Origin of the sequence: Agrobacterium sp. Ap1 (assembly GCF_017313375.1) — a bacterium.
Taxonomy (GTDB): Bacteria; Pseudomonadota; Alphaproteobacteria; order Rhizobiales; family Rhizobiaceae; genus Neorhizobium; species Neorhizobium cellulosilyticum.
In genome coordinates this window covers 19,126-39,984 of the sequence record NZ_JAFLMY010000034.1, presented here as the reverse complement: position 1 = coordinate 39,984, position 20,859 = coordinate 19,126, and the positions used below count along the sequence as shown (strand labels likewise).

The following is a 20,859-nucleotide window of genomic DNA, read 5'->3' as shown; positions in this document are numbered from 1 at the left end:
TGGAGCAGCCCGGTAGCTCGTCAGGCTCATAACCTGAAGGCCGCAGGTTCAAATCCTGCCCCCGCAACCAAATCAAACCATTGGAACCCAAAAGATATCGCTGACGATGCTAACGTCGCCGTCCCACGTACCATAATTTCAAGAGTGAGTCTCGCGACGGTTCAAATCCTGAAGAAGAAACCAAATTCTTCTGTCGAATCCAGATAGCGTCCTCGAAAGCTGAGCCGCACAGGTACCAGTTTGTCATATTGACCTGTGGCAGGCGCTGAAATCCAGACACGAGCTTGTCTTGATCGTCGTCATCCAAATCGTCAATGTTTTATGTCGGAGGTCGTCAGCTTCTCGGAAGAGCTTCCGCGCATGCTTGCTTCCAGAGACAGAATCTCGTTGGTCGAAAGAAGATTTTCCTGGCCGCGGGGAGCCAGCAGGCCTTTTAACTGAAGATCGATATAGCGCAGGCAGCATACGCGCAAAAACGAGGTAAAGTTTCCAAGATCGTGCCCCTCGTCGATCGACTCGTTGTAGAGTTGGTGCAGGAGCTGAGGAACGTTCATGTCGTCCTTGGCGGCAATCTCCTCGAGAACAGTCCAGAACATGGTCTCCAGCCGAACGCTGGTCACCATGCCGTCCATGCGGATGGAGCGCGTCTGGCTCTCCCAAAGATGAGAGTTGGCGCCGATGAACAATCTGCACATGAAAAATCCTCCTGCCTGCTCCTGGCGATAGCGATCACGTAGAGCGCCGAACGGGAAAGAGGCCGCTACGCGCGGCCCCTATTGGTTTCAATGTCCGACTTAGAGATTGCCCTTCTTCAGTTCGCTGGCGATGTGTTCGGCTTGACGTATGGCAAGAGCGACGATCGTCAGTGTCGGGTTGGCAGCCGCGCCGGTCGTCATTACCGAGCCGTCCGAGATAAACAGGTTCGGCATGTCATGGGCCTTGCCCCAGCGGTCCACGACGCCGTCCTCCGCCTTTTCGCTCATGCGGCATGTGCCCAGATTATGGGTGGAAGGGTAGGGAGGGGTGCGATGGGAATCGATCGCGCCGACGGCTGCATAGAGGTTCTGGGCGTGCTCGTAGGCGTAATTCCGCATGGCCACGTCGTTCTTGTGGTCGTCGAAATGCACGTTCGGGGCTGCCAGTCCCCATTGGTCCTTGACCGTATCGGACAGCGTGATGCGATTACTGGCCTGTGGCATGTCCTCTCCGACGATCCACATGCCGGCCGTCCTGTCATAGGCATCCATGATCTCGGCGAAATCAGGCCCCCACGCGCCCGGCTCGGCGAAGGCTGCGAGGAAGGACGGGCCGAGCGACAGCGTTTCCATGTAATAGCCGCCGACGAAGCCGCGACTCGGCTTGTGAACCGCTTCGTCGGCTATGATGCCGGCCATGGTCTCGCCGCGGAACATGTGAACCGGCTTGTCGAAGCGCGCATAGACCGAGCCGGTCAGGTGACGCATATAGTTGCGTCCCACCTGATCGGAGCTGTTGGCAAGGCCCTTTGAGAAGCGGTTGCTTTCGCTGAGGAGAAGAAGCCGCGCCGTCTCGATGGAGTTCCCCGCGACGCAGACGATATGCGCCGCCTGCTCGTGCAGTGCACCTCTCTTGTCGGCATACACCACGGTATCGACCCTGCCGGACGCATCGTGGGTAATGCGCACGACATGACTTTCCGGGCGCAGGTCCAGCAAGCCTGTTTCCAAGGCGCGGGGAATTTCGCGGACGAGAATGCTCCACTTCGCCTTGCTCTTGTCGCCCTGGAAGTTGAACCCGTCCTGGATCGACGCGGGACGACCGTCGTAAGGCTCGGCATTCGTCGCGTATGGACCCGTTGCATAGAGCTTGTAGCCGACCCGTTCGGCGCCGTTGGCAAAGACCTTGTAGTTGTTGTTGGCCGGCAAAGCCGGGCGTCCATGACGGTGGGTCGATCCCATAGCGATTTCCGCTTTGTCATAATACGGCGCCATGTCCTCGAGCGTGATCGGCCAGTCCAGAAGCGTTGCGCCCTCGATATCGCCATAGGTGGTGCGTGCCATGAACTCATAATCCTTGAAGCGCGGCGTTGCACCGGACCAATGTGTTGTCGTGCCGCCGACTGCCTTGACGATCCATGCCGGCAGGCCCGGAAAATCCGTAGCGATCCGCCAAGAGCCGCTGGTGGTTCGTGGATCGAGCCACGCCATCTGCTTGAAGGCTTCCCACTCGTTGTTGTGGTAATCCTCGTTTTTCAGATGGGCGCCTGCCTCAAGCAGGACGCAGGCAATGCCCGCCTTGGTCAGTTCGTAAGCCAGCGTTCCGCCGCCCGCGCCGGAGCCGATGATGATGACGGCTTTTTCGTCCTTTGCGATCTGTTTCATTGACCTGCTCCCGTATATTCCTCGATGCGTGGTTCTGGCAGCCAGGTGAGATCATTGAACCCACGGTTGACATAGCCGCCCTTGTCGAAGCTCGGTCCCTCGTAGCCCAGCAGGCCCCAGACTTCGGGATCGTCGTAAAGGGTGGTGACAGTCGTGCCTTTGATCAGCTTGAAGAAATCGGTGTCCTCGATGGCTTTCAGCCTTGCGAGAGCGGCCTTGTCATCCAGATCGGTAAAGCCGCTCACCTGGATTTCCTGCAGTGCTGCCGCGAAAGCTACTTTATCTGCAGGCGTCTTGCCGGCTGCGGCCAGAACGGCATCAGCGGTGCGCTGGTAGGGACCATCTCCGAAACGCTTGTGCGGAAACATGACACGGATCATGTGCACCAGCGTCTTGTAGCTCGCCTGATCCTTTTCAGGTTCGAGTGGCAACTTGGCAAAAGCGACCTTAGCGATCGATGATCCCATTACAGCGGCCGTCGCGCTGCCGATCAGCAGCCGTCTTTTTGTGGTTTTCATGGTTCTCCTCCCCTAATGAAAACGATATTTCAGTTCGCCGTCAGCGATATCTTCCCTGTTTCTGCAAGACCTCTATCTGGTATCCATCCGGATCCTGGACGAAGAAAAAGCGCGCCAGCTTGCGGCCTTCGTGTTGAAAGTCGACCAGTTTGCGCGGGGAAAAACCGGCCTCCTCAAACCGGGCATGTTCGGAATCGACATCGTCCACGACGAAGGCGGAATGGCCGTAGCCGTCACCTGTTTCGTAAGGTTCCGTGCGGTCCTTGTTGACTGTCAGTTCCAGTTCGAACGTGTTTTCCGCATTGGACAGATAGATGAGGGTAAATCCCTCGAAATCGAGCCGCTCCGCGACCTTCAATCCAAACGCGCGGTTATAAAAATCAATCGACCGGGCTTCATCGAGTACCCGGATCATGCTGTGGACGAATTTCGCCATGCTCCTCCCTCTCTTCTCTCCTTGATGGACTATAGAGATGGAAAAGAAGGGCGGGTATTATTCTGCTACTACCTTCGCATTTTTGCCAGAGGTTATGGTTGCGTTAGAAAAAGCGATCTTGACTCGCCGTATTTTTCACCTTTGGAGGGGATATGAAGCACGATGCCTTGATACGAACGGTCACCGATATCGTCGGTTCACGGCATTGCCTGACCGGAGAGCGGCAGACAGAGCGTTTTCGCAAAGGGTTTCGCTCGGGCGAAGGGGAGGCAATCCTTGTCGCGATCCCCGGTAGTCTCGTGGAAATGTGGAGGGTGTTGCAGGCGGTGGTCGCTGCCGATTGCATCGTCATCCTGCAGGCGGCGAATACCGGCTTGACGGAAGGTTCGACCCCGAAAGGCAGCTATGATCGCGGTGTGGTCATCATCTCCACCCTTCGGCTCGACAAGATACATGTGCTGGATGAAGGGCGTCAGATCGTCAGCCACGCGGGCGGCACATTGTTCCGGCTGGAGAAGCTTCTCGCAGGCTATCGCCGTCAGCCGCATTCGGTGATCGGTTCATCCTGCATCGGGGCGTCGATCGTCGGTGGCGTCTGCAACAATTCAGGCGGATCGCTGGTTCGGCGTGGCCCGGTTTATAGCGAGCTTTCGCTTTATGCAGAAAAGACCGAAGCGGGCGAATTGCGGCTGGTCAATCATCTTGGCATCGACCTTGGTGATGCACCGGAAGAGATGCTTGGAAGGCTGGACAGTGGTCATATCGACCGGTCCCTGATCGTCGAAGGCAAAGGCCGTGCTTCCGATGACGGTTATGCTTCACGGGTTCGCGATGTGGATGCTTCTACGCCGGCACGGTTCAACGCGGATCCCCGCAGCCTGTTCGAAGCTTCAGGATCAGCCGGGAAACTTGCCGTTTTTGCTGTGCGACTGGATACGTTTCCGGTCGATGCCGATACACGCGTCTATTATATCGGCACCAATGACGCCGCCGCGTTGACGGGGCTGCGGCGCAGTCTGCTGACGGAGTTCTCCGAGCTTCCGATCAGTGGCGAATACCTGCATCGGGACTGTTTTGACGTGACCCGGCGATATGGCAAAGACACATTGCTGATGATCGACCGGTGGGGAACAGACCGTCTTCCTACATTCTTTGCTCTGAAAGGTGCGATGGATGCGTGGCTGGCTAAAGCATCCTTTCTGCCCAACAATCTTGCCGACCGTCTGCTTCAAGGGCTCGCTGATCTTCTGCCCGAAGCGTTGCCCAAGCGGATTCTCGCATATCGCGAGGCTTTCGAGCATCACCTCATTCTGAAAATCACAGGACATATGGCAGGAGAGGTGGAACAGGCGCTGAACAGGAATGTAGGCCCTAATTCCTGGTTTCTGTGCGATGCGGAGGAAGGCAAGAAGGCGATGCTGCATAGGTTCGCTGCAGCGGGTGCCGCCATCCGCGACGCTGCGGTTCACGGCTTGCAGCGAGAGAATGTTCTTGCGCTCGACATCGCACTGCGCCGCAATGACGCCGAATGGTTTGAGCAGCTACCTGCCGAAATCGACCGGCATATCGAAAAGAAGCTCTATTACGGACATTTCCTCTGCCACGTCCTGCATCAGGATTACATCGTCAAGCCAGGAACGGACGTCAAACGACTGAAGGAGATGATGCTGGAGCGCCTCGATGCGCGCGGTGCGGAGTATCCTGCCGAGCACAATGTCGGGCATATCTACCGCGCCAAGCCGGCACTGGCGGAGCACTACAGATCACTTGATCCGACTAACAGTTTCAATCCGGGTATCGGGAAGACCTCTCGGAACCGATTTTACCGGGAGACCTGCCAATGCGGTGATGGCACCCAGTCCTCGGCCGACAAGGCGATGGTGTGCAATTGATGTGCTGCGCGACTAATCATCGTGAACCAGTGCTTACGCAACACCAGCGGCAAACCTGTCGAATAGATCGATGCTTCCCATCTGTCCCCCTTTAAGCATCAGGCTTATCCCGTCTCGCTGCGGATCGTCGCTGCGGCCGATAGAAAGCGAGACGCCCGGCGAAAGTTGACCGCCATAGGCGAGGCCCCAGAGGTTGAGGTTTTGCGCCATTTGGCTCGATGTATCGCCTCCCGCCGCAATCAGGCGTCGGACCGGGACTTCGCTCAGCAGTCGGTCCGCAAAACGACCGACCGTCTGAGCCAGCCGCGTATCGGCACTGGAAATCGAAGCCGGATCCTGCGGCGCAGTCGACAGAAGCACATTGCGCTCGTCCCTGAGCGCAGAGCCGATCCGCGTCGCCATACCCTCCCGATAGCTTTCTTCCTCGACGAGCCTGCCGGCATCGGCGCTGATGCGGATGAAGGATGTCGCAGCCTCGACCTGTCGACGCGTCAATGGCGAGAGCGAACCTGCGATGGCAAGCACCGGCCCAGTGACCGTCGTTTGTGGCTCGACAACAGGGGATAATCTGTCGCCGTAAACGGCTTCCGCCACGCTGCTTGCGCCGACGACAAGGAGTGAACCCTGCCGCGCGCGGTGTTTCAGTTCAGTCCCGATCGCTGCAAGATGCTTCTGCGTGAGGACATCGAAGAGAATGTTCGGTTCGTCACTGGCGAGAAGCCGGTCGTTTTCCAGCGTGGTCCAGTCGACCAGTCCGACTGCGTCGGCCCCAAGCTGCTGCAGGTGAAGCCTGAGATCCGCTTCCGCCATCGGCGTCGAAGGATGCCGGCTCATGGTCGGATGGCGGTCGAGGCGATGAATGGCTGCCTCCGTTCCGATCGAGGCAAAGAGATTTCCGAATGCGCAATAACGGCCAAGGGACGGCTGCCCGCCGAGGATCACGGCCTGCCGCTGATCGACGAAGCCGCGCAGGACGGTCATTGCTGTTGCGATATTGCCGACATTCCTGGCGCTGTCGAAGGTGGAGCAGCATTTGTAGTGCAGCATTTTTATGCCCGATCGTGCAAAGAATTGTCCGACCGGGCGGAGCTCGGCTTCCATTGCGGCTGGCGTCATGGCGCGCGCCGAACCGGCTATGCCGACGGCGTCGAGTGTGCCAGCCATCGCGAGATGGCGGGACGAAGGGACGCCAAGGAAAAGGAATGCCTTCGCGCCTCGGCTGAACAGTGTCGCCAGCGTATCCGTGGCGCCGGTGAAGTCGTCGCCATACCAGCCGTAGAAGGGAGCGTTAAAGTTGACACTCATGCGGCCTTACCGAAAAACTCCAGAGCCTTGCGAAGTGGTTCCGACGTGTCGGCGGCGTCTTCGAGCGTCTTGCCATTCTTCATGGCATGAAAGGCTGCACGGATACTTTCGATGCCCGCAGCAGGGCCGCTCGGGTGACCCATGATGCCGCCGCCTGCCATGAACAGGAAGTCGTCACCGCCCGCCGCTTTCCATGTGACAGGAACTGTGCCAGCCCATTGGCCCGACGAAAAGGCGGGAAGCACGCGGTCGTCGGACTGATCGTCGAGTGTGCTCAGGCACATGGCCGTGCTTTCTATGACCTCCCTGTTTTCCTGGGCAAATTTGCCGTCGAGCCCATGGACATGCATGTGGTCGACGCCGGCCAATCGCCAGAGGACCTGATAGGCATCGAAGCCGATGCCGAGAACATCGCAGCGTGACAAGGCGCCGAAACCGTTGCGATGGCCGTGCAACGCCAGATCGGTCGAACGCCGAAGCGTCTCGACTGCGGAAAAGCCACACCAGTTGAGATTGGCCATGACGCAGGTGCCGCCCTCGCTTGAGACCAGATCGGCATGGCGGCGCATGGCATCCGTCTCGTCGGTGATGTTGAAGGCGATCATGACGCGCCGTCCGAGCCTGTCCTCAGCGCGTTTGACCGCTGCCATGACTGCAGGGATGCGTTTGCTCAGGGGGGCGTGGACCGGATTGGCGGAAATCTCGTCATCCTTGATGAAATCGACGCCGGCATCGCAGAGCCGACCGACCAGCCCTGCCGTATCTTCAGCGGTTAATCCCACATTTGGCTTGATGATCGAACCAATCATCGGTCCTTCAGAAACGCCCGTCAGCCTGCGGGTGCCGGCAATGCCCTGTTTCGGCAAGAGGTATCGTCGGCGCCAGGAGGCTGGCAGAGTTATATTCTCTAGCCGAAGGCCTGTGACCTCGCCGAGATCGTAGAGGTTGCCGGCTACCGTCGAGGCAAGTGCCGCAAGATTGACGCCGATATTGTCGATCGGAAAACGGATACTGACGGTTGCTCGATGCGGCCTGGTGGTGATGCCGCGGCGAATAAGCCACGCGCTCGGCAGTGTCGGGTGGCCGATCTCCCCCAAATCGACCACCTCGAGCACCTCCGCACGCGCGCGGGCGCGCAGATCGTCCGTCTCTCCCTCGACACGGATGAACGTGCCAGAAGATTGCTCCCCGGCCATGATCTCCGCCACTTTCTCGAGTGGAAGCGGTGTCTCTATCAGGTAATCCGCCGTAAAATGCGTATCCGTCACGGGAGCCTCAAATCTTCGAGAGGTCGGGGAAGGGACGAACCGGGACACTGCCGTCCCAATCTTCCGAAGCCTTGCGTATCGCGTCGAACATGCGACCCTTCGGACCTGCGACTTCCGACAGTTCAATGACGGTGCCGGGATGGTAATGCGTATCGAAATAGACGAAGCGGCCGTTCTCGCCGACTTCGCCTTCCATCACCACCTTGTAGCCCTGCTGTGTCAGCCGATCGAGGTCTGCATCGAAGGTGTCCGTCCAGTAAGCGACATGCTGAAGGCCGCGATGTCCTGCGTCGCGAAAGTCCTTGTACATTGAAGGCACGTCATTGCGGGTCTGGATCAGCTCGACCTGTAGCTCGCCTGAATTGGCCAACGCCACGGAATTGTGCGGCTCGTGGCTTTCACCGCGATAGCGGTAGTTCACGATCGGAACCCGCTCTTTGTAGAAGAACGGACCGACGCCCAGCGTATCGCTCCAGTATTGCATTGCCGCTTCGATATCATCCACGACATAACCCGCCTGGCGGATCTTTCCAAAAAAACGGCTCATCTGATGTCTTGCTCGTAATTCTGATTGAAATTGATGGAGGCGGCAGGTGTTCGCCGGCCGCCGTATATTTCAAGGTCAGGCGAGTGAGCCGACGACACTTTCGAGCGCGCCCCAGGCTTCGTCGCCGAATTCCTTGCTCCACTTGGAATAGAAGCCGCCCGTCTTCAGCTTGGCGCGGAATGTCTCCGTCTCGACCTTGTTGAACTTCATGCCGGCTTTCTCGAGATCTGCCTGCACGCCCGCATTTAGAGTGGCTATATCCTGGCGTTGCTGCAGTCCGGCCTCGTTGATTGCTCGCGCCACGATCGTCTTGACGTCGTCCTTCAAATCGGACCACTGCCGGCCATTGGCGATGAACCAGTAGCCATCCCAGATATGGTTGGAGAGCGCGCAGTTTTGTTGCACTTCATAGAGCTTCGCGACCTGGATGATCGGTAGCGGGTTCTCCTGAGCATCGACCACCTTTGTCTGCAGAGCAGAATAGACTTCGCTGAACTGCAGGCTGGTCGGCGACGCGCCGAGTGCGGAGAACATGTCGACCGAAAGCGGGCTTACCGGCACGCGGATCTTCAGGCCCTGCATGCCATCGGCATTGGTGATCGCATTGCCGCTGGTGGTCGTCTGGCGGAAGCCGTTGTCCCACATGGTTTCCAGCGCGTAGAGGCGCGAGCCCTCGATCTTGCTGCGCACGAGCTTGCCGACCGGGCCATCCATCGCCTTCCATACCTGCGCATAATCCTTGAAGGCGAAGCCGACGGCATTGAGAGCAGCGGTCGGCACCAGCGTGGCGATGACGAGCGAGGAAGGCGTGAAAAAGGTAAGCGCGCCGCCGCGAACCTGCGACAGCATATCGGTGTCGCCACCAAGCTGGTTTGCCGGAAAGATCAGCATTTCCACCTTGCCGTCGGTTTCCTTTGCGATCCGGTCGGCTGCTTCCTTGGCGCGGATGTTCAGCGGATGGCTGAGCGGTAGGTTGTTGCCATAGCGGAGCTGAATCTCAGCTGCTCCGGCAAGGCGCGGAATTGAAAATACGGCGCCCGCTGCCGGCGCAGCGGTCAGCCCCTTGAGGAGCGTGCGGCGGCTCAATGTCGTTTTCATCTATTCCCTCCCTTATGAAAAAGTCTCTTCCCATTGACGAAAATCAATCATATGAATGATGAAGTCAAACATGAAATCTGATGTAATTTGATGTGTTTCGATGCTGCTAGAATCAACCGAACAGTCTGAAATCAGTCGGCGCCCGACGATTGTCGATGTTGCCCAACATGCCGGTGTATCGACGGCGACCGTCGACCGTGTGCTGAATGGGCGCCAGGGTGTTCGGGCGCCGACGGTGCAGCGCGTGATGCGATCGGCCGCGCAACTCGGATATGTCGAAGGCGATCTGCTGGGGGAGGCGGCAGTGACCTCGCCGGCAAATATCTCGTTCCTGCTTCCGGCCGGAACGAACCGCTATCTCACTCATCTCGGCAAACTGGTTGTCGAGCAGACACCGCTTTTCCAGAAGAACGGCATCAAGCCGACAGTCGAATACATCAAGAGCTTCAGCCCAGATGCGCTGGCCGCTGCAATGCTGAGGCATGGAAAATCCGCCGACGGCATCGCCTTCATGGCGCTAGAACATCCGACGGTGCGCGAAGCGGTCAATCGTCTGGCGGGAAAGGGCGTGCCGACTGTAACGCTGATCTCCGACATCGCCAATGCCCAGCGCTCGATGTATCTCGGTCTCGACAATCGGTCGATCGGGCGGCTTGCCGGATATCTGATCGCGCGGTTCGTCGGCAATGCACCGGCCAAGGTTGCCATGATCGCTGGAAGCCTGAGTTACCGGGCCCATGAGGAACGCGAGATGGGCTTCCTTCATGTTCTGCAGGAACGCCATCCGAATATCGAGGTCGTCGGCATCCGTGAGGGGCATGACGACGAGGCGCTCAATTACCGGCAGATGCGAATGTTGCTGAGCCAGCATCCGGATCTTGCCGGCATCTACAATATTGGTGGCGGTGCGAGCGGTGTCGGCAAGGCAATCAGGGATGCGCGTCGTGAGCAATCCTTAGTCTTCATCGGTCATGGCCTGACGCCGGATACCCGCGCATTCCTGATCGACGGCACCATGGATGCGGTGATTACCCAGAACCCCGGCGAGACGATCAATCGCGCTATCCGGGTCTTCAACAATCTACGAGAAGGTAGGCCTGCCGAAGAGGATATCGACCCGCTGCGCAGCGAGGTGATCTTCCGGGAGAACCTGCCGTGAACCTGTACTAGACCCGGATTACCGCTCGGCCTGGAGGAGGTGGAGTTGGTGATCCGGTTGCCATTGAGGAGGAGAGAGATGGCGATGAGTTCCGAAGTGATGGACGACCTGCCGGCGATGGAGCTTCAGCAGTCGGTGCCGGGCTCGCGTTGGATGCGGCCGGTCGAGATTATCTGTGCGGTTCTGCTGACATTCATCATAGCTATCCTGCTGGTCGGCGTGACCGCACGCTATGTGTTCTCCTCGCCGCTTATCTGGGTGGATGAAAGCGCATCCTTCGCGTTTCTCTGGTTTGCCATGCTTGGTGCCGCAATCGCCATCGACCGGCATGAACATCTGCGCCTGACGGTCTTTCTGCATCTCCTCGATGAACGGAAACAGGCATTCGTCGCGACGATCGGTCTGCTTCTCACCGCCGTTTTCCTGGGCAGTCTGCTTTATCCCGCATTCGATTACGCGATTGAGGAGAGCTATGTCACATCTGCGTCCCTGCTGATCCCGATGAGCTACCGCGCTTCGGCACTGCCCGTCGGGTTGACGCTCATGCTGGCCACTGTCATCCTCCACGGCGTCCGCATCGGTAACGCCCGGATGTTGATCGGCGCAGCGGTTGTTGTTGGAGCTGCCGGAGGATCACTTTTTGCGCTTGAGCCGGTATTCGCCTATTTCGGCAACTGGAATATCGTCGTCTTCCTCGTCTTCGGTGTGGGCCTGTTGTTGGCCATGGGCGTGCCGATCGCTTTCTGTTTCGGTCTCGGTGCGCTGTCCTTTCTGACCTTCACCACCTCCATGCCGACCTTCGTCATCATCGGACGCATGGATGAGGGCATGTCCAGCATCATCCTTCTTTCCGTTCCGATCTTCGTCCTGCTTGGTTGCGTGCTAGATGCGACGGGCATGGGCAAGGCGATCGTCGAGGTGCTTGCCTCGCTGCTCGGTCATGTGAAGGCGGGCATGTCCTATGTCCTGCTCGGTTCCATGTTTCTCGTCTCGGGCATTTCCGGATCCAAAGTCTCCGATATGGCGACGGTCGCGCCGGCGCTGTTTCCGGAGATGAAACGGCGCGGCCACAAGCCGCCGGAAATGATCGCGCTACTGGCGACCGGCGCTGCAATGGCAGAGACGGTTCCGCCCTCGATCGTGCTGATCGTGCTGGGTTCGACCGCAGGTGTCTCGATTGCCGGCCTGTTCACCTCCGGCTTTGCCATCGCCATGGTCCTGCTGCTGGTGCTGGCCGTTCTTGCCCGATGGAAATCAAGGCATGAATCGATGGAAGGTGTCAGGCGAGCATCCGTCAAAACGGTCTGGAAGGCGGTCGTCATCGCGGCGCCGGCCCTGCTTTTACCGTTCCTCATCCGCAGCGCCGTCGGCGGCGGCGTCGCAACTGCAACCGAAGTCTCCACCATAGCTGTCCTCTATGCACTGATTATCGGTGCGACACTTTATGGCGGTATCAGCTTCAAGAAACTCTACAGCATGCTAGTCGAGACTGCGGCCTTGTCCGGCGCGATCCTGATCATTCTCGGCTGCGCCTCGGCAATGGCGTGGGCACTCACCCAGACGGGCTTCGCCTTTAAGCTGGCGCAAGCGGTGACGGACCTTCCCGGCGGCTGGCTCACATTCATGGGCGTGACTGTCCTGATCTTCATGGTGCTGGGCTGTGTGCTGGAAGGCCTTCCGGCGATCGTGCTGATGGCACCGATCATGTTTCCGATAGCCAAAACCCTCGGCATCAACGACGTGCACTACTCCATGGTCGTCGTCACCGCGATGAATGTCGGATTGATCGCGCCGCCGATCGGCATCGGTTTCTATATTGCCTGCAAGATCGGGGGCGTTGCACCTGACGAAGCAATGAAGGCAATCTGGCCCTATATAGGCGCGCTGCTCATTGGTCTCTTCCTGATCGCAGTGTTTCCCGTTCTGTCTACCGCATTCCTCTAGCTGAGCGGGTAAAGTGGTGTTTCGATGTAGGCAGACGGTTAGATGTTGAGGTGATTGGTTGGGATGAACGGGGGCGAATTGCACGCTATGTTAACCAAAGCCGTAATCGCTGCGAGCGCAGGTCGTGGCGAACTTCGGCATATTGTAGTCATGCAATGACGGGCCGGTGTTTTTCATCCCGCGAGACCTTCATCAGGTTCTAAGTTTGAATGCAGCAAGTGCAGCCACCGGGGCTCGGCTCACTAGGATGCGGGTTATTAGCTGATGCGATCCATGTCCTTGTTGCTGCAAGCTTGAGCGCTACGAGATCGTCGTCTGCCCGCCTATCATATCGTGCGTCCAAGCCTCGCCTCTCCTTAAGGCGGTTGAGAACTGCTCCACGAGATTGCGCTAGCGATAGGCCCATCGGCTAAAACTGAAACTCTATTTGGGATTTGTCTTTGCAGAGATGTTCGCGCAGCATTTCCGTTGCTTGGCAACGTTACGAATTGCGTTGGCGTAGTAAGCCTTGTCAGCCAGGAGTTGTTTTTGGCTGCAGGTCGCTCAGCAATTTTTCAGCCATGGGAGCATCTGCGGGTTGACCCGCCGTCAGTTCCAGCCGAACCAGCAAGCCATCAGCATCGACGAATGCGTGTCAGGCCGGCACGCGAACGTCCCATGCAAGGATCGGCAGTGCACTTTTTTAGCGTTGGCACCGAGCTGGTGAATACGAACGCAGGAGGAACCGATCATTACGATGTCGCATTCATAACGCTTCCCACACACCTGCTTTGCGCCAGCGAGAAAAGCGATTGTTACAGCGTGGTGCACGGGCCATGACGAGCCGGTCCGGAAGCGCCAGAGAACGCCGTTGATCACCGGGTAGTCGTCAACCCGTTCAACTCCACGGCTGTTGGTCGAAAGTAGCGGCGCGATAACGGCCCATTCTTCATCGTTCAGTTCGTGATGGCGCATAGAAATCTCATTCCAGGAGAGTGACCACACCCAGTCAACAAGATGAACCCTCTCTATGAGGACACTACCCTAAGATATCTCGCAATTCTGAGCTGGGGACCGCTCACTTGCCTCCCAGTCATGACAAATAAATAGTTCAAAGGTTCGATTCCCATCACATCCCCGTCGTCTGGGAGGTGACGGTGTGAAGAGCGGAAGCCAGTCCCTGAAGACAGAATTGCGCTTCTATCCTCATCGGGGATGTCATCTGGTGGTACCGGAATACGGGCATTGCTCCTGGCAGCTGGGTCGCCCGAAAAGCTCCAGTACGCTTAGGAGTTAGTTGCGGCGACCGATCGTCTTTCCACCACATGGCAGGCAAGCTCGATGCGGCGTGACAAAGCCGGCACGCCGGAACAGAGGTCGCGCAGCAGGTCGACCGCCGTCATGCCGATTTCGCGCATAGGGATATGCACAGTGGTCAGCGGCGGGTTGAGGAAGGCGGCCTGTGGCAGGTCGTCCATGCCCATCACCGACACATCGTCTGGCACACTGTAACCGGCCTGTTGCACGGCCATCATCGCGCCGGCCGCAAGGCTGTCGCCGGCCGTCAGAATGGCGGTGAAATCGAGGCCTTTTTGGGCGATACGCTCGGTGATCGCCTGTGTCGCCAGTTCCGGCAACCAGTCGTCGACGGTGACGGTCATGTCCGGTGTCGGGGTGATGCCGCGGTGGCGCAAGGCATCCCAAAAACCTTCCTGACGGCGCTCGATCGTGCGGCGGCCGGGGCGCATGAGGAAGAGGATGCGGCGGTGGCCGAGATCGAGCAGGCGGTCGGTGGCCATTTGCGCGGCGGAACGGTTGCAGGGGGTGACGCTCGACAGCCGCATATGCGGATCGTCGCCATTGATCAGCACGACCGGCTTGTCGAAAGCGCGGGTGGCGGCCAGCATGCGTTCGTCGTCCACTGTCAGGAACAACAGGCCGGTCACGTCGGGATCGCTGCCTGCCTCGTCGAGGACGGAACGTTCGTCGTTGGCATCGGCAATCGGGCGGGTGATGATATCGAGGCCGAGCATGTTTGCGCGGTCGCGGGCACCTTCGAGAACATGCAGGGTGAACTGGTTGCGCACGTAATCGATCATGGCTGCACTCGAGGCGGCAATGACGATCTTCTTGCCTGGCACGGGTGCCGGCATCGGGTAATTGGCGTCCTTTGCGGCTTCCAGAATACGCTGGCGGATATCGTCGCGCACACCCTTTTCACCGGTCAGGGCGCGCGACACTGTGCTGAGTGAAACACCGACCTTTTCAGCGATATCTTCCAGCCGCACACGCCGGCTCTTCTTGCCGCGTTTGTTGGGAAGTGCTGCGTCTGCCATCGGTCCTCTCCAGTAATCGTCACCAGACTGCAAAAAATTTTCAGATTGCGCAATCGCAAATCCGATGTTTACATCCCGTCACCGCACGGGAGAAGCGGATTGGAGGAGCCGGTGCCGCAAGGCGCCGGATGAGGAGGAGACTGGCATGGGCCTTTCTGCCCGGCATATCCGTGACAAACTCGATCTGCTCGTCACCGGCATGACCGGCCTGCGCGATGACGGTCGTTTTCACGAACCCAATCTCGATGGTTCGGCCGGCGATTACATTTCCTTCGACAGCTGGGAATGGCCGCAGGGCGTTGGTCTTTATGGCCTGATCCGGCTGTGGCAGTTCACAGGTCGCGACGACCTCAAGATTTTGATCGAGAACTGGTATGCCGCCCGCATCGAGGCTGGCCTGCCGAAACTCAACGTCAATACGACGGCGCCGATGCTGGGCCTTTCGGTTTTGTGGCGCGAAACCCGCGATACGCGCTGGCAGCCGGTGCTGGATGCGTGGGCGAACCGCGCGGTGACCGAAATGGACCGCACGCGGGAAGGCACCTTTGCGCATCACGTCTCCGACAAGGTCAATGACGACGAGCTTTGGGACGACACGCTTTATATGGTGGCTTTGTTCCTCGCTTCCTATGGTCAGGCCAGTGGCCGCACCGAACTGGTCGATGAGGCAATAAAGCAGTTTCTCGTCCATACCCGTTATCTCGCCGACAAAAAGACCGGCCTGTGGTTTCATGGCTGGACCTTTCAGGGACATCATAATTTTGCGGAAGCGCGCTGGGCGCGGGGTAATGCCTGGATCACTGCGGGCATGCTCGATCTTTTCGATCTCGCCGATATTCCGGCGGCGGTGAAGGACTTTTTGACCGGCGTTCTGGTGGCGCAGGTGGATGCGCTCCTCGAGTTGCAGACGGCATCCGGCGCATGGCGCACGCTGCTGGACGATCCGACATCCTATGAGGAAATCTCGGCGACGGCCGGTTTTGGTTATGGCCTGCTCAAGGGGCATCGGCTGGGTATCGGCACGCCGGAATGGCGCGAGGCTGGTTTGCGGGCCGTCGAGGCGCTGCTGGCCAATATCGATGAGACCGGCACCGTGCTGAATGTTTCCTACGGCACCCGCATGGGCCACGACCTGCAGTTTTATCGCGACATCCCGATCCAGCCGACCGGTTACGGACAGGCGCTTGCGATCCTGTGCCTGTCCGAGGCGCTGCGCCATGTCGAAGGAGAGGTTTGATGGTGATGAAGGTTCTGTATGGCGCCGGTCCGGATGACATCAAAGGTTTTGATACGGCGCGGCTGCGCAAGGAATTTCTGGTCGAGGACCTTTTTCAGCCGGGTGAGGTGAGTTTCACCTATACCCATGTCGATCGCCTGATCCTCGGCGGCGCAGTGCCGCTCGATGCGACGCTGACATTTGGTTCGGGCAAGGATATCGGCACGCCTTATCTTCTCTCGGCGCGCGAAATGGGCGTCGCCAATCTGGGCTGCAGCGGCACGATCACGGTGGATGGCCAAGAATTCGAGCTGGAAAACCGCGATATTCTTTATATCGGCCGGGGTGCGCGGGAGATTTCGCTCGCCAGTCATTCGGTGGATAAGCCGGCGCGGTTCTACATGAATTCGGTTCCGGCAGGCGCGGATATCCCGCATCTGCTGATCAAACGGGCTGAATCGAAACCGCTCGATCTCGGCGATACGAAACGCTCCAACAAGCGGAACCTGCGGATGTATATCCACCCGCAGGTGGCGCCTTCCTGCCTGCTTCTGATGGGCATTACCGATCTTGCCAAGGGCAGTGTGTGGAACACCATGCCGCCGCATCTGCATGAACGGCGCATGGAGGCCTACTGCTATTTCGATCTGGCACCGGAAGAGCGTGTCATCCACCTGATGGGGCGGCCGGAGGAAACGCGGCATCTGCTGGTCAAGGATCTCGATGCGGTGCTGTCGCCGGCATGGTCGATCCATATGGGCGCGGGTACCGATGGCTACGCTTTCGTCTGGGGCATGACCGGCGAAAACCAGGAATATAACGACGTGGCCCCGGTGGCCCTCAGCGAACTCAGATAAGGCGGCAGGCGAAGATGAACCCGGAACAGAACTGGATGCGCAAGACATTGAAGCCGGGCGATGCCGTTCGCTACTGGCAGCTTGGTCGCATCGCCGAGGAACGGTTCGACGTGCCCGACGCGCCGATGAAGGGCGAGATGGACCCCTTCTTCTTCCTCACCAAGGTGAAGAACTTCATTCCGCATGAATATCCCTGCCGCACCATCTTTGCACAAAACTATCGCGGTAAAAGGCCGGATGTGCGCGGTGAATTCGAGGCATCGCGCTGGTGGCTGCCCTTCGGCTCGCCACGGCTCGACCTTTCCGGTTTCTGGTTCCGCCCGACGCGGCTCGCCACATGGACGCGCACCTATATCGAAGCGGAGACGGCGGGCACTGCAAAGATCCGGCTCGGCACCTGCGGCGGCGCCGTGCTCTGGTTGAACAGTTCGGAAGTGGGCTGGATGGCGCCCTATAGCCGCAATCTCGAAGCCAAGCAGGAGTTCGAACTGGAGCTGACCGCCGGCCCTAATGAGATCGTGCTTTTCTTCGATGATCTCGCCGAACGTGATGCCCGTTATTTCTACCAGTTCGATTATCTTTCCGGCCCCGTCGCCAATGTTGCCCTGCCGGTTCCGGTCGCGGGAGCCGTGGCGGACAGTCTGGAAGAAGCGCTGGACGGCATGCATCTCGATCGCCAGCACTATTTCGGTGGTGATATCACCGTGCTGTTTGCCAAGGCCTTGCCGGTGGAGGCCAAGGTCAATGTCGCCATCGAAGGCGATTTCATGTCGCGGGAACGCTTCGATTACGATTTCGAGCTTCCGGCCGGTGTCGGCACTCTCAATGTCGGGCCATCGGAAAACGCGCCTGCCGATTTCCGCCATCTGCGCGTGACGCTGAATGCCCGCGGTTTTGTCGCCTCGCGGTCGGTCGGCGTGGAAATCTGCCATGCGGCGCGTCAGGGTGAGGCCTCGGCGTCGCTCTCCGAGCGGATCACGGAAACGCTGACCGAGGTGTCCAATTATTCCGAGCGCGATACGGTGCGCGCCTTTGCCCGGCTGGCCAGTGGCCGTGGTGGCGCTGACACCGATGCGATGATCGAGGAAATCCTGTCATCAATCGAGGATTGCCATGACTGCGCCGATTTTTCGCTGGTTCCGCTGATCTGGTCGCGCACGACATGGGGCGGCGATATCAACGACAAGACGCGCGCCCGCATCGACGCCGCCATCCTGAACTATCGTTACTGGATGGATGAGCCGGGCAATGACGTGCAGTGGTATTTTTCGGAAAACCATGCGCTGCTGTTTCATACCTCCGCATATCTCGCCGGTCATCTGCTCCCCGAAGCGACTTTTGTCCGTTCCGGCCGCAAGGGTTCGGAGCAGGCAAAGGTTGGCGCGGAGCGCGTGCGGGCATGGCTCGACCATTTCGAGCATTGGGAGATGGCCGAGTTCAACTCGGCTCCCTATTTCCCGATCGATCTGAAAGGCCTGACGGCGCTGGCAGCCCTGTCTCCGGACAAGGATATCGCTGACCGCGCCAAGGCCGGCATCGTGCGGTTGGCCGAAATCATCGCCCGTTCGGCGCATCATGGCATGGTGACAGCGGCGCAGGGGCGGTCCTACGAACATACGCTCTGCGCCGGTCGTTCGCTGGAGCTTTCGGCGGTTGCCCGCCTGCTCTGGGGCAAGGGTTTTTATGGCCGCCGCGTGCACTGCCTGCCGCAGATGGCTGTCTGCCTGCGCGACCATGGGCTGGTCATCCCCGATGAATTTGCAGCAATTGCCGATCACAAGGGCGCCGACCATCAGGAATGGCGGTTTGCGCAGGGCGAAAACGCGTTTGCGGCGCTTTATCATTACAAGGGCAAAAATTTCGCCATGGGATCGACGGTGCATTACCGCTGGGACGAATGGGGATATCAGGAAACCGTGCTGCATCTGCGCATTGGTGACAAGCCGGAAGCGGCGATCTGGATCAACCATCCGGGCGAAACGATCCAGTTCGGTTACGGGCGTCCATCCTATTGGGGAGGTTGCGGCACCATTCCTCGCGTGCAGCAATATCGCGGCCTCGCCGTCGTGGAATTCACCACTTATGAGGAACAGCCGGATTTTACCCATGCCTGGTTCCCAAAGGCCGAGTTCGACGAAAGCCGCGTTTCGGGCAGTCTGGCACTTGCCCGTTCGGGTGAGGGGGCCGTGCTTTTACGAGCCGGTTCCAATCTTCACGCCACAGATGATGGCCCTTCGGCCGGTGCCGAATTGCGGCAATTCGGCCAGAAAACCCGCTGGATCGTGCGTGTCTGCGAGGCCGGCGATCTGACCTCGGTGGAAAGCCGGTTTGGCGATCTGGCCGCCGAACATGGGCCGGATGGTGTCATCATTGTCGAAGACCCGGAATATGGTAGCGTTCGTTTCGGGGCCGATGGTTCCGTGGAGGCTGAAGGCCGCGTGATAACGCGGACGGATTACAGCGTGAGGGGCGAAGCAATCTTGCTTGGCGTCTAGTCGTCACCGGACGGGTTGGGAGGCATTGTCCACAATGGGAGGAAACGTGCATGAAGACCAGATCGCTTGTGGCGGGCCTTGCGCTCGCGCTTCTCACCTCGACGGCGGCCCATGCCGGCGATGTGCGTATCATGTGGTATTCCGATGGCGTCGAAGGCGAGGTGATGAAAGACCTTGTCGGGCGTTTCATGAAGGAAAATCCCGGCATCAACGTCATTCTCGACAATGTTGCCTATAGCGTCATCAAGGAACAGCTGCCGGTGCAGCTGGAAGCCGGCAACGGGCCGGATATCGCCCGCGTCACCGCCATCAAGGAACTGTCGAAACACTGGCTGGACCTGCGCCCGCTGGTGAAGGACGCCAAATATTGGGACGACAATTTTGGCAGCCAGGCGGACTGGATGCGGCCGGACGGTTCCAACCAGATTTCCGGTTTCATGACGCAGATCACCCTGACCGGCGGTTATGCCAACAAGACCCTGTTCGATCAGGCCGGCGTGCCGATCCCCGGTCCGAAGGCGACTTGGGAAGACTGGGCTGCCGCCTCGAAGAAGGTGCAGGAAAGCCAACAGGTGCCGTTCGCCATGGCGATCGATCGCTCCGGCCATCGCATCACCGCGCCGCTTCTTTCCTATGGCGCCAATTATGTGGGCTCCGACGGCAAGCCGGCACCGCTCGACAAGGGTGCGAAGGACTATCTCACCAAATTTGTCGGCTGGGCTGACGACGGCACCGTCAGCAAGGATGTCTGGGTGTCCGCTGCCGGCAGCACTTATCGCGCTGCGGCCGACGATTTCATCAACGGCCAGCTCGCCTTCTATTATTCCGGTTCCTGGCAGGTGGCAAACCTTGCCACCAAGATCGGTAACAACTTCGACTGGGTTGCGGTCGGCAGCCCCTGCGGCCCGGCCGCCTGCACCGGCATGCCGGGTGGTGCCGCTCTGGTGGCGGTGAAATACACCAAGAACCAGGAGGACGTCGCCACCGTGATGGACTGGTTCGCGCAGGAAAAAATCGTCAAGGAATTTTCCGAACGCACGCTGTTCCTGCCCGGCCACAAGGCGGTGGTCGACAAGGGTGGTCTCGATTTCAAGTCGGACAATGAACAGGCCAAGGCCGCGCTGAATGTCTTCGTGGAATCCACCAAGACAACATCCGAAGCGGCGCTGAAACTGCCGGGCTGGCGCTGGTCCGACACGGTTTATGCGGCGATCGTTACCCGCATCGGCCAGACGCTGGCGGGTGAATTGAAGATCGATGATGCGTTTACGCGCATCGATGCGGATATCGCCCAGAAGGTGAAGGATGCGGGCAAGTAGTTAGTGCTGAAGTTGAGGCGCTGCGCCCCGCTGATCTTTCCGCAGGCCGAGGGCCTTTGCAGATGGAGGTGAGGCAGTGCCTCTTGCTCCCTTCGATCTCCCCCTCAAGGGGGGAGATCGGCTGGGCGCA

General features: G+C 59.0%; 17 protein-coding genes and 1 pseudogene. 8 read left to right on the top strand and 10 right to left on the bottom strand.

The annotated features are described in order from the left end of the window. Positions 1 to 207 (top strand): hypothetical protein (locus JZX87_RS28970; protein ID WP_206829307.1); only part of this gene is annotated, 207 nt, incomplete at its 5' end. Between the two features lie 104 nt (positions 208 to 311). On the opposite strand, the gene JZX87_RS28965 is transcribed toward JZX87_RS28970, so the two are convergent. The 4 genes from JZX87_RS28965 to JZX87_RS28950 all read right to left on the bottom strand — a co-directional run bounded on the left by JZX87_RS28965 (position 312) and on the right by JZX87_RS28950 (position 3,314). Next, positions 312 to 695 carry a ribbon-helix-helix domain-containing protein gene (locus tag JZX87_RS28965; protein WP_206829304.1) on the bottom strand — a complete coding sequence of 128 codons (384 nt, stop codon included), beginning with the start codon at positions 693 to 695 and terminating at the stop codon, positions 312 to 314. 99 nt (positions 696 to 794) lie between these two features. After that, entirely contained in the window at positions 795 to 2,360 is a 1,566-nt protein-coding gene (locus JZX87_RS28960) for a GMC family oxidoreductase (protein WP_206829302.1), read from the bottom strand. Further along, positions 2,357 to 2,878: a hypothetical protein gene (locus JZX87_RS28955; protein ID WP_206829301.1), complete on the bottom strand. Its 522-nt coding sequence runs from the start codon at positions 2,876 to 2,878 to the stop codon at positions 2,357 to 2,359. Before JZX87_RS28955 ends, JZX87_RS28960 begins: the two co-directional genes overlap by 4 nt. A 40-nt stretch (positions 2,879 to 2,918) precedes the next feature. Continuing rightward, positions 2,919 to 3,314: a VOC family protein gene (locus tag JZX87_RS28950; protein ID WP_206829300.1), complete on the bottom strand. Its 396-nt coding sequence runs from the start codon at positions 3,312 to 3,314 to the stop codon at positions 2,919 to 2,921. Between the two features lie 152 nt (positions 3,315 to 3,466). On the opposite strand from JZX87_RS28950, the gene dld reads away from it, so the two are divergent. Continuing rightward, positions 3,467 to 5,206, top strand: a complete 1,740-nt coding sequence (gene dld / locus JZX87_RS28945) for a D-lactate dehydrogenase (protein ID WP_206829299.1) — start codon at positions 3,467 to 3,469, stop codon at positions 5,204 to 5,206. Positions 5,207 to 5,239: 33 nt separating this feature from the next. On the opposite strand, the gene JZX87_RS28940 is transcribed toward dld, so the two are convergent. The 4 genes from JZX87_RS28940 to JZX87_RS28925 form a co-directional block, all read right to left on the bottom strand. Beyond that, the gene (locus tag JZX87_RS28940; protein ID WP_206829298.1) at positions 5,240 to 6,511 is read right to left on the bottom strand and encodes a four-carbon acid sugar kinase family protein; all 1,272 of its coding nucleotides are present in this window, start codon (positions 6,509 to 6,511) and stop codon (positions 5,240 to 5,242) included. After that, complete coding sequence (locus JZX87_RS28935; RefSeq protein ID WP_206829297.1) at positions 6,508 to 7,779, bottom strand: ribulose-bisphosphate carboxylase large subunit family protein; 1,272 nt, start codon at positions 7,777 to 7,779, stop codon at positions 6,508 to 6,510. The genes JZX87_RS28940 and JZX87_RS28935 overlap by 4 nt, the downstream gene beginning before the upstream one ends. A gap of 7 nt (positions 7,780 to 7,786) precedes the next feature. After that, positions 7,787 to 8,326, bottom strand: a complete 540-nt coding sequence (locus JZX87_RS28930; RefSeq protein ID WP_183688461.1) for a VOC family protein — start codon at positions 8,324 to 8,326, stop codon at positions 7,787 to 7,789. A gap of 75 nt (positions 8,327 to 8,401) precedes the next feature. Further along, positions 8,402 to 9,424: a TRAP transporter substrate-binding protein gene (locus JZX87_RS28925; RefSeq protein WP_148144114.1), complete on the bottom strand. Its 1,023-nt coding sequence runs from the start codon at positions 9,422 to 9,424 to the stop codon at positions 8,402 to 8,404. A 100-nt stretch (positions 9,425 to 9,524) separates the two neighbouring features. Here JZX87_RS28925 and JZX87_RS28920 point away from each other — a divergent pair, with 100 nt between their 5' ends. Further along, a complete protein-coding gene (locus tag JZX87_RS28920; protein WP_148144115.1) occupies positions 9,525 to 10,583 on the top strand; it encodes a LacI family DNA-binding transcriptional regulator in 1,059 nt (352 codons plus the stop codon). A gap of 78 nt (positions 10,584 to 10,661) precedes the next feature. After that, on the top strand, positions 10,662 to 12,527 hold the full coding sequence (locus JZX87_RS28915; protein WP_148144116.1) for a TRAP transporter large permease: 1,866 nt from the start codon (positions 10,662 to 10,664) through the stop codon (positions 12,525 to 12,527). Positions 12,528 to 12,798: 271 nt separating this feature from the next. Here JZX87_RS28915 and JZX87_RS28910 read toward each other — a convergent pair. Both JZX87_RS28910 and JZX87_RS28905 read right to left on the bottom strand, forming a co-directional pair. Then, a pseudogene (locus tag JZX87_RS28910) lies at positions 12,799 to 13,487 on the bottom strand (IS5 family transposase); the annotation flags it as partial. Between the two features lie 305 nt (positions 13,488 to 13,792). Further along, positions 13,793 to 14,842 carry a LacI family DNA-binding transcriptional regulator gene (locus tag JZX87_RS28905; protein WP_206829294.1) on the bottom strand — a complete coding sequence of 350 codons (1,050 nt, stop codon included), beginning with the start codon at positions 14,840 to 14,842 and terminating at the stop codon, positions 13,793 to 13,795. A 145-nt stretch (positions 14,843 to 14,987) separates the two neighbouring features. On the opposite strand from JZX87_RS28905, the gene bglB reads away from it, so the two are divergent. From bglB to JZX87_RS28885, 4 genes are read left to right on the top strand one after another with little or no spacing between them, the layout of a single operon-like run. Continuing rightward, positions 14,988 to 16,079, top strand: coding sequence for a beta-galactosidase BglB (gene bglB, locus JZX87_RS28900; protein WP_206829293.1), 1,092 nt, complete (start codon positions 14,988 to 14,990; stop codon positions 16,077 to 16,079). After that, positions 16,079 to 16,915 carry a 5-dehydro-4-deoxy-D-glucuronate isomerase gene (gene kduI / locus JZX87_RS28895; RefSeq protein WP_206829291.1) on the top strand — a complete coding sequence of 279 codons (837 nt, stop codon included), beginning with the start codon at positions 16,079 to 16,081 and terminating at the stop codon, positions 16,913 to 16,915. The genes bglB and kduI overlap by 1 nt, the downstream gene beginning before the upstream one ends. Positions 16,916 to 16,929: 14 nt before the next feature. Further along, positions 16,930 to 19,410 (top strand): hypothetical protein, encoded by a 2,481-nt coding sequence (locus JZX87_RS28890; RefSeq protein WP_206829289.1) that lies wholly within the window; start codon positions 16,930 to 16,932, stop codon positions 19,408 to 19,410. Positions 19,411 to 19,460: 50 nt separating this feature from the next. Further along, complete coding sequence (locus JZX87_RS28885) at positions 19,461 to 20,729, top strand: ABC transporter substrate-binding protein (protein WP_183688469.1); 1,269 nt, start codon at positions 19,461 to 19,463, stop codon at positions 20,727 to 20,729. The last annotated feature ends 130 nt before the right edge of the window (positions 20,730 to 20,859 follow it).